The following is a 12,648-nucleotide window of genomic DNA, read 5'->3' as shown; positions in this document are numbered from 1 at the left end:
GACACCATGCCCGGTGTAACCAAAGAGCAGATTCAGGCGGCACGGGAGGCGGACCTGTTCGCCTGGCTGCAATCCCATGAGCCCGGCGTGCTCAAACGGGACGGCCCCAATTACCGGCACAAGGAGCATGACAGCCTGGTCTATGTGACCGGGAAACGGTACTGGTACTGGAACAGCCGGGGCCGCAGTATTAACGCCCTGGATTACCTGATCCAGATTCGGGGCTATGGTCTGGTGGATGCGGTTCAAGCACTGGCAGGCGGAGAAATACGGCAGACGCCGGCTTACCAAAGCGCGGCGGCAAAGCAGGCACAGAGAGAGCCGGAAAAGAAACCGTTTACGCTGCCCTGGGCCAGACGGTGTGCTACCGCCGCTGTTTCGTATTTGCAGCGGCGCGGGATCAGTTCGGATGTGATCAGCCGGTGCTTTCGGAACGGGCTTTTCTATGAGGCCCGGTATCATGGCGAACCGGTCTGCGTGTTTGTCGGAAAAGACAACGCGGGGAAAGCGAAGTTTGCCTGTATGCGCGGTATCACCGGCAATCTCAAAAAGGATGTTTATGGCAGTGACAAGGAATTTAGCTTCTGCTACCCACCGCAGAATCCGGGCAGCCGCCATGTGGCCGTTTTTGAGGCTCCCATTGACGCACTTTCCCATGCCACGCTGCAAGAGCTCGAAGGCTGGAAATGGAATGGCTACCGCTTATCCCTGGGAGGCACCTCCCATGTGGCGCTGACCGCGTTTCTGGAACGCCACCCGGAAATAAAGCGGGTCACGCTTTACATGGACAATGATCTTGGCGGCCTTACCAATGCCCGGAAAATCAAAGCCATGCTCCATGAGGATCAGCGGTTTAAGCATATCCGGGTGAGCGTCAACCCGCCCCGCGTCGGAAAGGACTATAACGAAAAGCTGCAACATATCAGGGAACAAATTAAAGGCCGTCAACTACAATGCCGCCAGAAACAGGCGGCTATTTCAATTTAACAGGAGGATTTTAACATGACGAAGACAGAAAATACCGCTTTGCAAATGATCGCCGAAGCCGCCCGGTGCCCGGAATATGGCCCCGATATGGTTAAGGCTTTGATGGAAAAATTGGATATGAACGAAAAGGGCTTTGCGCTTCTGATGAACGTTACGCCCTCCACTGTCCGGCTCTGGACCAGCGGCGCCGTTCAGCCCAGCGGCACGGCCAAGCGCCTGATGCAAATTTATGAAACCGGGCCGGAAATCGTGAGCAAGATTGCCGGCGGACAGCACCCGGAGGATGGAAATGCTTATAAATGATTGCGTTAAGTTTTCGCACAGACTGGAGGTGATAATGTTTGGCAGAAAATTTACAGCATGAGGATTTTGGGGAAAAGATCGGAGGTGCGAAAAAAGACCTCTGGAAAGACCGCGGCCTGTATGTAGACGACCTGGGCGCCATGAATGAGCGGGAGGCGGAGAAATTCGTCAAGAAGGATAATGTCTGGAAGAAACCGGACTATCAGGCCATGCTTGACGATGGCGTTCCCCTCGGCGTTGTCTATTTCATCAAAAAGGCACGGGACAGCCTGGGGGCTTCTCCCCAATACCGGTACAGTGACAAAACCCCGGAGCTCAGGCGTGCCAGGCAGGAGGAATATATTGAGACCGTCCGGCAGCTACAGGCCGTGATCGAGGATGTGCGCACACTGGATGACGCTATGCAAGCCTATGACCGCTTTCTGATACAAAATGGATATGTGGAGCAGGTGCAGGGCTGGGCCAGCGGAACCCATTACCGCGCTACGAAGAAATCCCTGGATAACCCGGTCATTACCAATAAGCTGGTGCAGGCCTTACATATCCGCTCCGCTTCTCACTTTGACCGGGATTTCACGCAAAAGGCGCAGCAGGAACAGTTTGGCGTTTCCAAAGACCAGAAGATGCCAAAGGGCTATGCGATCCACTTCAATGACGGGAAAAACACCTATTCCAGAAATAACGACTGGAAACCCGGCACCTATTATGTGACGAAAGGCTATTCCATTTTGCAGACAAATTTGGAATCCCGTGAGGCAGCCCTGAAATGGGTACAGGATTTTGCCCGGCAGCGGAGCAAAGGCGGAAAGGTCCGGTTTACCCCTCCGCAGCTTGCGCATGTGAGACGGACCGGGCCGGACTACCGGAGCGGTCAGGAGATCACCGGACAGCATTATCTTGACACTTTCGGCTTCCGGGGCGGCGAATTTGGAAACTGGATGAACCAGAATGACCGGCAGGCGTCCCTGAACATGGGATTTGAAGCACTGAAAGACCTGGCGGCTGCCTTACAGATCAGCGATCAGGATATTGCCTTTGGCGGCACGCTTGCTATCGCTTTCGGTGCCAGGGGCAGCGGCAACGCCGCGGCCCATTATGAACCGCTCCGCAAGGTCATCAACCTTACGAAGATGCACGGGGCCGGTTCCCTGGCGCATGAATGGTGGCACGGCTTTGACGACTATTTGGGGGCAAAGATGGGCGCGAAAGGGATGCTCTCAGAACAGCCCCGCCTTTACCCATTGTTCCAAAAGCTCATTGATACCATGAAGTACAAACCGGAGACGCCGGAGCAGGCGGCCAAACGCACCGAGGCACAGAACAGCCGGACAAAGAAAAACGCGGCAAGCTGGCTGGATTCGGCGGTGCTTGGCTCCTTGAAGCGGTACGGCAATGAAAGTACGCTGGAACAGTATGTGGCATTAAAAGACGCTTTCCTTTCCGGGGAGGTCGGTTCTGTGGATCAGATCAGCGCCTTAAAGAAATCCGTCAGCGGCCATGTGATTCCCAAAAGTGATCGTGAACGTTTGGAAATGTTCGAGCGGATGCTTCACAGGATGCAGGAACAGGAAACCCCGCAGATCGGGCGGACAGAGACCGACTACTACCGCAATTCCGTAAAAATGGGAAAAGAATGCGAGAAAGACGGCGGCTATTGGGACAGCAACACGGAAATGACGGCCAGGGCTTTTGCCTGTTATATCAAGGATAAGCTGCCCTATGCTTCTGATTATCTGGCCGGCCATGCGGATTGCGCGGTAGCCCTTGTCATGGATAAATCCGGGGAAACAGAGGTTTTGAAAGCCTATCCCCAGGGTGAGGAACGCAGGGCGATCAACGCGGTGTTTGACGAGATCGTGGCAGATTTGAAATTGCAGCACACCCTTACCCATGCGGAAACAACGCTGCCCCTTGCGGTGCAGGCTGTACCGTTGGCTGAAAATGAGCAGATTACCATATTTACGATGGAACGCCCTTCGGTGATCGGGCAACTTGCGGCGGCAAGATCGGCAGAAAAAAGTACCCCGGCGCAGGCGGCTCCTAAAAAGTCCCACGCGCCGGAGATTTAAGGAGGTGAAACATTGGAAGAAAACAAGGATTATCAGGTTTACCGGTTTGACTATCTAACGGAAGGCAGCCAGCTCAAATTGGAGCACAACGTATATTGTGAGGATGTGGATATATCTTCCCTGATTACGCAGGGTGCGGATGCACTGGAGGCATTGCGTCAGGACAGCATAGACGGCGAGCAGAAAGCCCTTGCAATCGTGCAGGCGGCGGCAAAACAATGGGAACAGCAGGCGGCAGTCACACAGAAATTGAACCGCTCGCTGGAATACCTGCGGACCCCGGAGGTTGCACATACGGGAAATGAATGGCGCAAAACCGGCAACTGGCGGGACGCCGAGGAAATCAGCAACCGTGTCTATAAGATGACATGCAGCGTTTGGGAAGATACCAAATATGACCGGGAAACGAAGCAAAGCGTCCCGGTTGCCTGGTATGTGACATGGGATGTGTATGTGAATTCCCCGAAGGAGGGATATGGGGAAAAGATCGCCGGGCAGAACCAGAAACGCTATACCGACAAAGCCGCCGCTATGAAATACCTGGATGGGCGCAAGAAAGCCTACTCCCACCTGTTTACAGAAATCTCTCCGCAGATTCCAAAAGAATATGAGCACCACTTTACCGTTCACGGTACCCTCCTTCCCGGTTATACCGTGGAGGGCCAGGAACCGGTCAAGGCAGAGCACACCGCCGCCGAGGTTTCGGAGGGCGATATTTCTTTGCCCGAAAAGGCGGAAAAGCCTTCCGTGCTGGGGAAACTGGCGGCGGCGAAGCTGGACGCAAAAGAATCCGGGCAGCCGGTCCGACAGGGAGAAAAATATCAGTCAGAAGAAAGGAGCAGCTTATGAATGAGTGGGAAAAGAACCGCCGCATGGCAGAATCTTACCGGCAGTCATACCCTCCCGGTACAAGGCTGGAACTGATTGGGATGGATGATCCGTTTGCACCGATTCCGGCAGGAATGAGGGGAACGGTTAACTATGTGGATGACCAGTCTCAGATTCATGTGAAATGGGACAATGGCAGCGGGCTTGCCCTTATCCCGGACACAGACAGTTTTCGCAGGCTGTCCGCAAAAGAGATTGAGGCGGAGAATGCGGCGAAGGGTTCTGTCGTAAGCAGGCTTACCGCTTCCAAAACGCAGCCAGGGAAAGAACGGGAAGAAGGCAGGCGGCAGGCAAAGCCGAATAAAAAGAAGGAGGATATGCAGTTATGAAAGTTTTAATGGTGGAGCCTGGGAAAGTCCCCTATGCGGCAGAAATTGGCGAAGGTCTGGAGCCATTGCAGGCCGCTGTCGGCGGGGACATTCAGGCTGTTTACCCTTACGATGACCCGGTTGCCTTGATCTGTAACGAGGAAGGCAAATACATGGGGCTTCCCCTGAACCGTGCTCTCCATGATGACGAGGGCAATATCTATGACATTGTTGCAGGGAATTTCTTTCTCTGCGGGCTTGGCGAGGAAGATTTTACAGACCTTCCAGCAGACCTTATGGAGAAATACCGGCAGCAGTTTGAGCACCCGGAGCAGTTTGTCCGCATTGCCGGGAAAATCCTGGCAGTCAAGCAGCCGGTCCCTTCCCCTGAAGAACAGGAGGCACAGCGGGCGCAGATGGCCGCACAGGAGGCACAGCGGGAAGAAATGCGGCTGGACGAGTCCACGGACCTGGCCTTTGACCTGGATGTGTTCCTGCGGCAGTACAGTGACGCTTATGCGGATATGCACCCCGTTTTCCATGAGGAAAAAGAACGCATGGCGGACGAACTCCTTTCCGGGCAGACCGGAAAGATACGCATGAGGATGGCAACTGTCATTCAGGAGGAACACCTGAACGGCGAGGCCGGGCCGCTGCTGGATCGCATTGCCGCCTATGAAAAAGAATACGGGATCAGCGCCTACTCCATTTACCAGCTTGACTTATCGGACAGCACCGATGACCTGCGCTTTATGTCCCTTGATTGGCTGGAAAAGAAAGGGCTCCCGGTAGACAGGGACAATTACCAGATGGTCTATGCGGCGGAGCTTTCGCCCGGCGAAACACTGGAAGATATTTATACCCGCTTTAACATCGACCACCCGGAGGATTTTAAGGGGCATTCCCTTTCTGTCTCTGATGTAGTAGTGCTCCACGAAAAAGGCAGCGACACCGCCTACTATGTGGACAGCATTGGGTTTAAGGAAGTGCCGGATTTTTTGGGCGGCGCCCGGCAGCCGGAGGCAAAGCGGGATGTGTCGCTGCGGGAGCTGCTTGACGACGCTAAGAAACAGGCGGCAAAGGCAGAACCTAAGACGCCGGAGAAAAAGAAAGAACCGGAAAGGAGCTGATGGCTTATGCTGATGGCAGAACAGGAACCCTATGCCTTAATGGTGCAGCCGGACGATATGCTGATCAGCCCTCGTGAAGTTAATGACAACTTCGGGACAATGGTATGCTTCCACCCCCGCTATGCCCTGGGCGACCACCACAACTATATTGACAAGGACGATTTTCTGCGGGAAATGTACTTAAACACCGTTGGCAACAATGAGCGCGGCACGGAACGCTATGAGCGCATGGTAAATATGGTCTGGAGCCGGAAAATGACTGGCGACCACCCCGACCCCCGTGCCGTGGATGATGCCATGCTCCGGGTGATCTCTGAAAAATACGTTGTGATGCCCCTGTACCTTCTGGACCACAGCGGCCTTGCCATGCAGACAGAGAGTTTCCACGATCCCTGGGACAGCGGGCAGGTAGGTTGGGTGTATGTTTCCAAAGAGGATGTGCTGAAAGAGTTCGGCGGGGAGAAAATGACCGGCGCCCTCCGAAAAAAAGCCGAGGATTTGCTTAGGGGCGAGGTTGCTGAGTATGACGCCTATCTCCGGGGTGAGTGTTATGGCTTTGAGCTGTATAAAAACGGCGAGCTGTCGGATAGCTGCTGGGGATTCATCGGAAGTCTGGAAGATGCCTGTAAAGCAATGGCGGATTATCTGCCAGACGAGTGCAAAGGCATGACGGAGCACCTTTCGGAAGTGAAAGAACCGGCTTCCATGATTAAGACGCTCCTTCGGCACGCCCGGATTCAGATCGAACAGGCGGAAAAAGCCCACGAACACGCCCCGCGCCAGCAGGTACTAAGTGAGGCACGGTAATGAACAGACTATATTTTTTCAGGAAGGAGGATGTAGGTGCAGGAAGATATTGAACAAAGAACCATGTCGGTCACGGTCCAGGCGGCAAAGCTGTCCGGGCGGGTGCTGAAAGCGGCCATTGCCGCCGCGCTTCAAAAGATGGAGCATAGCCGCAATACCCCGAAAGTTGGCCGCAACAGCATGAAGCGGCTGACCGCCAGGGACCCCGGCGCCAGTACCATTGAAGTGACCGGACGGATTCGCTCTTTTGAACGGATCGCCAAAAAGCATGAGGTCCGCTATCACATTGAAAAAGACCCCGGCACGGATCCGCCCAAATGGACGGTGTATTTCAAGGCAAACCAGGCGGACGCCCTGACCGCGGCATTTAAGGAATATACAAGAAAAGACCTTGCCCGTAGCACCAGGCCGTCGCTGCTTTCCCAGCTTGCCAAATTCAAAGAGCTGGCACAGGCGCTTGGCCGTGACAAGGTAAAGAATAAGGAGCATGGAGGGCCGGAGCGTTGAAGATAGATACGGTCACCCTGAAAAAGCAGGTGATCCTCCACCTGCCTTACCTTCTGTTCCTTTTGGTATTCGCAAAGCTGGGCCAGACGGTACGGCTGGCTCCCGGAGCGGATGCTTCGCAAAAACTGCTGGGGCTAAGTGAAGGCTTCACTTTGGCCTTTCAGAGCATGTGGCCCGGTGCGGCGCTGGATTGGCTGGTGGGGCTCTGCGGTGCGGTCATTATGAGGCTGGCGGTGTATCTCAAAGGAAAGGACGCAAAAAAGTACCGTAAAAATGTGGAATACGGTTCTGCCCGCTGGGGCAGCAAAACGGATATTGCACCGTTTATGGACCAAAAACCGGAAAACAACATCATTCTGACGCAGAGCGAGGGGCTTATGATGTCCGGCAGGCCGAAGAACCCGGCCAACGCCCGGAATAAAAATGTGCTGGTGGTCGGCGGTTCCGGCTCCGGCAAAACGAGGTTTTTTATCAAGCCCAATCTCATGCAGATGCACAGCTCCTATGTCGTTACCGATCCGAAGGGCACGGTCTTGATTGAGGTTGGAAAGCTGTTAAGCCGGGGCACACCGAAGCTGGATAAGGACGGAAAGCCGGTCCGTGGCAAGAATGGTAAGATCGTGTATGAGCCGTATAAAATCAAGGTATTCAACACCATCAATTTCTCAAAGAGTATGCACTATAACCCTTTTGCGTATATCCACAATGAGAAGGACATTCTCAAACTGGTAACGGTGCTGATCGCCAACACGAAAGGCGAAGGGAAATCGGGAGACGATTTCTGGGTCAAGGCCGAAACACTGCTCTATACGGCGCTGATCGGCTACATCTATTATGAAGCGCCCTCCAATGAGCAGAACTTTTCCACGCTGGTGGAAATGATAAACGCTATGGAGGTCCGGGAGGATGACGAGACTTTCAAGAACGCGGTAGATTTGCTGTTTGACGCACTGGAGCAGAAAGACCCGGATCACTTTGCCCTCCGGCAGTATAAAAAATACAAGCTGGCCGCAGGCAAGACGGCTAAGTCGATCTTAATTAGCTGCGGCGCCAGGCTTGCCCCGTTTGACATTAAGGAAGTCCGGGAGATCACCATGTATGACGAGCTGGAACTTGACCTGGTGGGCGACAGGAAAACGGCGCTGTTCTTTATTATCAGTGATACGGACGCGACCTTTAATTTCCTTGTCAGTATGGCTTATACCCAGCTATTCAACCTGCTCTGTGAGCGGGCGGATGATAAATTTGGTGGCAGGCTCCCGGTCCATGTGCGGTGCCTGATCGACGAGGCGGCCAATATAGGCCAAATCCCGAACCTGGAAAAGCTGATGGCAACGATCCGTTCCAGGGAAATATCCGCCTGCCTGGTATTGCAGGCCCAGAGTCAGCTCAAAGCGCTTTATAAGGACAACATGGACACGATCATCGGCAACTGTGATTCTTCTCTTTTCCTGGGAGGTAAGGAGGAAACCACCTTGAAAAGCTGGAACTCCCTGCTGGGGAAAGAAACCATTGATCTATATAACACCAGCGTCACGAAGGGCACCCAGGAATCCCACGGGCAGAACTTTCAAAAGCTGGGAAAAGATTTGATGTCCGTTGACGAGCTTGCGGTGATGGACGGCGGAAAATGCCTCCTGCAGATCAGGGGCGTGCGTCCCTTCCTGTCCCGGAAGTATGACATTACCAAACACCCGAATTACAAATATCTTTCGGATTTTGACGAAAAGAACGCCTTTGACATAGAGAAATACCTGTCTACAAGACTGCCTGTACGTCCCAGAGAGCTGTACCCCAACTATGAGATCACGCCGGAAGAACTGGCAGCGCAGACAAGCGCGTAAAACCCGCCGTATCATTTCCTTATTGTATGGCGGGTTTTTCTATACCCTTTGGAAAGGAGGCGCCTATTGCGGATTCGTGATTCTCCCTGACAACTGAATATCCCCCGCAGGTCTTGTCCTGCCCCTTATGCTGCCGTCATGTTTTTGTAGGTTTTCTATTTGAACATGGCGGCGGCTTTTTTCGTTTCCGGCCCAATGCGGCCACAACAATAAATTCTATGAACATTAAGGAGGATTAACTTTATGGCTTTTTTTACAAGCGCGATTGACACGCTGAAAATTCTCGTGATCGCCCTGGGCGCGGGTCTCGGCGCATGGGGTGTCATCAACCTTTTGGAAGGTTACGGCAGCGACAACCCCGGTGCAAAATCCCAGGGGATCAAGCAGCTTATGGCGGGCGGCGGTATCGCCCTGGTGGGTGCCACGCTGATTCCGCTCCTGTCCGGCCTGTTCAGTTAATAGCCGATGGGCAGTCTGTTTGATTGGATAACAGACTGGATCAAAGAGGGCCTGATCGAAGCGATCACCGGGCAGTACACCAGTATTTTTGAATCGGTAAACAGCCAGGTCGCGGATGTGGCCGGGCAGGTCGGACAGACCCCGCAGGGCTGGAATGGCGGCGTGTTCAGTATGATCCAGAATCTTTCTGAAACCGTCGTCATTCCCATTGCGGGCATGATCCTGACCTTTGTGCTGGTATATGAGCTGATTCAGATGATTTTGGAAAAGAACAACATGCACGATTTTGATACGTTCAACATCTTCAAGTGGATCTTCAAGACCTTTGTAGCCACCTACCTGCTTACCAACTGTTTTACGATTGTCATGGCGGTGTTTGATGTCGCCCAAAATGTGGTATCGCGGAGCGCCGGCGTGATAAACGGGAACCTGGATGTCACGGCGGCGCTGGCTGACCTGGAAACGCAGCTTGAAGCAATGGGGATGTGGGAGCTGATCGGCTTATGGCTGGAAACCAACATCATCAACCTGTGTATGTGGGTACTGTCTATTGTGATCTTTGTCATTGTCTATGGCCGCATGATTGAAATATATCTCACGGTCAGCCTGGCACCCATACCGTTTTCCACAATGGCAAACCGTGAATGGGGACAGATGGGGACGAATTACCTTCGTTCCCTGTTCGCTCTGGGATTCCAGGGGTTCTTAATTCTGGTATGCGTCGCGATCTACGCGGTGCTGGTCCAGTCGATCCCCTCGTCCGGCGATATTCACGGTGCGATCTGGGGCACGGCGGGATATACCGTACTGCTGGCCTTCGCCCTCTTTAAGACAGGCTCGTTATCTAAAAGTATATTCAACTCGCATTAGCGGGTAACAACTACATTTTAACAAGGAGGAACTTTCATTATGAGTAAAACCAATACCGAACCCATGCAGCCGGACACTCAGGCGTCCGAAAGCTTGAAGCTGGATGTAACCGTGCGCCCGATTGCCCCGATGGGGAACCTCTTGGCCTTTGCCAACGTGACGATTGGCGACTGTTTCAAGATCGACGGCTTCCGTATCTGCTCCGGCGAGAACGGCCTGTATGTCAACATGCCTTCCACCCAGGATAAGCAGGGAAAATGGAGGGATGTGTGCTGGCCGGTGACGGCGGACTTTCGCAGGCAGCTCAACGACGCCCTGATCGAAGGGTACGGCCAGGCGATTGAAAATTTGCAGGCCACCCTTGAAGCGACCAGGGACGCAGAAAAGCCTTCCCTGACCGGCGCCCTGAAAGAAAATGCCGGAAAGGTCAAGACGCAGCCGGCAAAGCCCGCGCCTGCCAAGAGTGAGCAGGCCCGCTGATGGCGGAGGCTAAGAAATATGGCATTGTGTACGCGGACCCGCCCTGGCGCTATGACATGAAGCGCGGCAAAGGCGTGGCAGAAAACCATTACCCCACCATGAGCATGGATGAAATATGCGCACTGCCGGTTGCAGACCTTGCGGCCAAAGACAGTGCGCTTTTTCTATGGGCCACCTTCCCGCAGCTTAATGAGGCGTTCCGGGTGATTGAGGCATGGGGCTTCCACTATAAGACCCTGGCGTTTCTGTGGCTGAAGCAGAACCGGAAAGCCGATAGCTGGTTTTATGGGATGGGCTTCTGGACCCGCTCCAACGCGGAGGTATGTCTGCTGGCAACACGCGGGCACCCGAAACGCCAGTGTGCGGGAATCCACCAGTTTGTGATCTCCCATATCGAGCAGCACAGCAAGAAACCCGATGAAGTGCGGGACAAGATCATAAAGCTCATGGGAGATCAGCCCAGGGTGGAGCTTTTTGCCAGGCAGCAGACCCCCGGCTGGGATGTATGGGGCAATGAAGTGGATTGCAGTATTACAATGCCGCAAAACGGATAAAAAAGATTCTCGCAGATCGGAGGTGACAACGAAATGCCTTATGTACCCGTACCCAAAGACTTAACCAAAGTCAAGACCAAAGTAGCCGCTGGCCTGACAAAGCGCCAGCTTATTTGTTTCAGTCTGGCCGCGCTGGTGGGGCTGCCGGTATATTTCCTTACCCGCGGCGCCATCGGCAATTCGGCGGCGGTGCTCCTTATGATCGGCCTGATGATGCCCTTTTTCTTCTTTGCCATGTATGAGAAGGACGGGCAGCCGGCGGAAAAGCTGTTAAGGAACCGGCTCCGCTATAAGCTCTGGCCGAAGGACCGCCCTTACCGGACAGAAAACTTCTACAAATCCATATCCAAAAAGGAGGTATCACAGATTGCCAAAAACCAGACAGCAGGAGGCGCAGGAAAAACGTCTGCAAAGAAACGTAAAGCAGGCAAAAAAGACCCGCACCGAAGCAAGAAAGGCAGGAAGTAAAACTGCCTCTCCTGCCGGGCCGAAGAAAAAGCCCGGCTTTTTTTCCGGGCTGAAAGCGGACGCCCCGCAGACGGTCCAGCAGAGTATTCCCTATAAGGAAATGTACCGGGACGGTATCTGCCGTGTGAGCGGCAATTATTACACCAAGACGGTGCAGTTCTTTGATATTAACTACCAGCTCGCGCAGGCGGACGACAAGGCGCAGATTTTTGAGGGCTACTGCGATTTTCTCAATTACTTTGACGCCTCGATCCATGTGCAGCTCACCTTCATCAACCAGCGGGCCAATATGCAGGACTTTGTTCACAGCATAGAGATTCCTGCCCGTGGCGACGAGTACGACGGAATCCGCAGGGAGTACGCGGATATGTTAAAGAACCAGCTCCAAAAGGGCAACAACGGCCTTACCAAGCGGAAATACATCACCTTCGGGATTGAAGCGGAGGACCTTCGCACGGCGAAAATGCGTCTGGAACGGATCGAAACGGACGTGCTGGGGAACTTCAAAGCCCTGGGCGTGCAGGCAAGGCCCTTAAACGGGCTGGAACGTCTGGAGCTTCTGCACAGCCAGCTCCACCCGGACGGCCAGGAGAAACTTCATTTTAACTGGTCGGATTTGCCGAAAACCGGGCTCTCCACAAAGGACTATATCGCCCCTTCCGGTCTCTCCTTCTCCCAGGACGGCAAGACCTTCCGGGTGGGCGACCATTCCGGCGCGGTGTCCTTCTTGCAGATTTTGGCCCCGGAGCTGACGGATCGGCTGCTGGCGGAACTGCTTGACCTGGATGACGCCGTGACAATCAACCTGCATATCCAGTCTATCGACCAGGCCCAGGCGATCAAGAACATCAAACGCAAGATGTCTGATTTGCAGAAGATGACGATTGAGGAACAGAAGAAAGCGGTCCGCTCCGGCTATGACATGGACATCAGTGCGACTCGTTCCTGAACAAAGCCTTCGTGGTTGAAGGACA

Annotated in this window: 14 protein-coding genes and 1 pseudogene; all 15 read left to right on the top strand. The window is 53.8% G+C overall.

The genetic code is table 11. From position 1 onward, the window contains the following. Nucleotides 1-6 precede the first annotated feature (6 nt). Nucleotides 7-987: a DUF3991 domain-containing protein gene (locus LI241_RS11175; protein WP_009252036.1), complete on the top strand. Its 981-nt coding sequence runs from the start codon at nt 7-9 to the stop codon at nt 985-987. Nucleotides 988-1,002: 15 nt separating this feature from the next. Next, nucleotides 1,003-1,290 carry a DNA-binding transcriptional regulator gene (locus LI241_RS11170; RefSeq protein ID WP_009252035.1) on the top strand — a complete coding sequence of 96 codons (288 nt, stop codon included), beginning with the start codon at nt 1,003-1,005 and terminating at the stop codon, nt 1,288-1,290. A 38-nt stretch (nt 1,291-1,328) separates the two neighbouring features. Then, the gene (locus LI241_RS11165) at nt 1,329-3,359 is read left to right on the top strand and encodes an LPD1 domain-containing protein (protein WP_009252034.1); all 2,031 of its coding nucleotides are present in this window, start codon (nt 1,329-1,331) and stop codon (nt 3,357-3,359) included. Nucleotides 3,360-3,371: 12 nt separating this feature from the next. Continuing rightward, a complete protein-coding gene (locus LI241_RS11160) occupies nt 3,372-4,208 on the top strand; it encodes a hypothetical protein (protein WP_009252033.1) in 837 nt (278 codons plus the stop codon). Beyond that, on the top strand, nt 4,205-4,576 hold the full coding sequence (locus LI241_RS11155; RefSeq protein WP_009252032.1) for a DUF4314 domain-containing protein: 372 nt from the start codon (nt 4,205-4,207) through the stop codon (nt 4,574-4,576). Before LI241_RS11160 ends, LI241_RS11155 begins: the two co-directional genes overlap by 4 nt. Next, entirely contained in the window at nt 4,573-5,685 is a 1,113-nt protein-coding gene (locus LI241_RS11150; protein ID WP_009252031.1) for a YodL domain-containing protein, read from the top strand. The genes LI241_RS11155 and LI241_RS11150 overlap by 4 nt, the downstream gene beginning before the upstream one ends. Nucleotides 5,686-5,691: 6 nt before the next feature. After that, entirely contained in the window at nt 5,692-6,492 is an 801-nt protein-coding gene (locus tag LI241_RS11145; protein WP_009252030.1) for a hypothetical protein, read from the top strand. 36 nt (nt 6,493-6,528) lie between these two features. Continuing rightward, complete coding sequence (locus LI241_RS11140) at nt 6,529-6,999, top strand: PcfB family protein (protein ID WP_009252029.1); 471 nt, start codon at nt 6,529-6,531, stop codon at nt 6,997-6,999. Further along, nucleotides 6,996-8,843, top strand: coding sequence for a VirD4-like conjugal transfer protein, CD1115 family (locus tag LI241_RS11135; protein ID WP_161129555.1), 1,848 nt, complete (start codon nt 6,996-6,998; stop codon nt 8,841-8,843). Before LI241_RS11140 ends, LI241_RS11135 begins: the two co-directional genes overlap by 4 nt. Before the next feature lie 243 nt (nt 8,844-9,086). After that, nucleotides 9,087-9,302, top strand: coding sequence for a Maff2 family mobile element protein (locus LI241_RS11130; RefSeq protein WP_227151289.1), 216 nt, complete (start codon nt 9,087-9,089; stop codon nt 9,300-9,302). Nucleotides 9,303-9,308: 6 nt separating this feature from the next. Then, nucleotides 9,309-10,172 (top strand): VirB6/TrbL-like conjugal transfer protein, CD1112 family, encoded by an 864-nt coding sequence (locus LI241_RS11125; RefSeq protein ID WP_009249965.1) that lies wholly within the window; start codon nt 9,309-9,311, stop codon nt 10,170-10,172. Nucleotides 10,173-10,211: 39 nt separating this feature from the next. Then, entirely contained in the window at nt 10,212-10,652 is a 441-nt protein-coding gene (locus LI241_RS11120) for a SpoVG family protein (protein WP_009249966.1), read from the top strand. Then, nucleotides 10,652-11,206 carry an MT-A70 family methyltransferase gene (locus tag LI241_RS11115; protein ID WP_009249967.1) on the top strand — a complete coding sequence of 185 codons (555 nt, stop codon included), beginning with the start codon at nt 10,652-10,654 and terminating at the stop codon, nt 11,204-11,206. The genes LI241_RS11120 and LI241_RS11115 overlap by 1 nt, the downstream gene beginning before the upstream one ends. A 33-nt stretch (nt 11,207-11,239) precedes the next feature. Further along, complete coding sequence (locus LI241_RS11110) at nt 11,240-11,674, top strand: PrgI family protein (RefSeq protein WP_044983744.1); 435 nt, start codon at nt 11,240-11,242, stop codon at nt 11,672-11,674. Nucleotides 11,675-11,723: 49 nt separating this feature from the next. After that, a pseudogene (locus LI241_RS11105) lies at nt 11,724-12,605 on the top strand (VirB4-like conjugal transfer ATPase, CD1110 family); the annotation flags it as partial. Between the last annotated feature and the right edge of the window lie 43 nt (nt 12,606-12,648).

It is taken from the genome of Longicatena sp. 210702-DFI.1.196, from assembly GCF_020563125.1.
GTDB lineage: Bacteria > Bacillota_I > Bacilli_A > Erysipelotrichales > Erysipelotrichaceae > Longicatena > Longicatena caecimuris.
This window is presented reverse-complemented; position numbering and strand designations above follow the sequence as displayed.

What these genes read in the sequence shown, in the direction of transcription:
- LI241_RS11175 (WP_009252036.1), top strand. Translation starts at nt 7, where the DNA reads ATGCCCGGTGTAACCAAAGAGCAGATTCAGGCGGCACGGGAGGCGGAC.
- LI241_RS11170 (WP_009252035.1), top strand. Translation starts at nt 1,003, where the DNA reads ATGACGAAGACAGAAAATACCGCTTTGCAAATGATCGCCGAAGCCGCC.
- LI241_RS11155 (WP_009252032.1), top strand. Translation starts at nt 4,205, where the DNA reads ATGAATGAGTGGGAAAAGAACCGCCGCATGGCAGAATCTTACCGGCAG.
- LI241_RS11150 (WP_009252031.1), top strand. Translation starts at nt 4,573, where the DNA reads ATGAAAGTTTTAATGGTGGAGCCTGGGAAAGTCCCCTATGCGGCAGAA.
- LI241_RS11145 (WP_009252030.1), top strand. Translation starts at nt 5,692, where the DNA reads ATGCTGATGGCAGAACAGGAACCCTATGCCTTAATGGTGCAGCCGGAC.
- LI241_RS11130 (WP_227151289.1), top strand. Translation starts at nt 9,087, where the DNA reads ATGGCTTTTTTTACAAGCGCGATTGACACGCTGAAAATTCTCGTGATC.
- LI241_RS11125 (WP_009249965.1), top strand. Translation starts at nt 9,309, where the DNA reads ATGGGCAGTCTGTTTGATTGGATAACAGACTGGATCAAAGAGGGCCTG.
- LI241_RS11120 (WP_009249966.1), top strand. Translation starts at nt 10,212, where the DNA reads ATGAGTAAAACCAATACCGAACCCATGCAGCCGGACACTCAGGCGTCC.
- LI241_RS11115 (WP_009249967.1), top strand. Translation starts at nt 10,652, where the DNA reads ATGGCGGAGGCTAAGAAATATGGCATTGTGTACGCGGACCCGCCCTGG.
- LI241_RS11110 (WP_044983744.1), top strand. Translation starts at nt 11,240, where the DNA reads ATGCCTTATGTACCCGTACCCAAAGACTTAACCAAAGTCAAGACCAAA.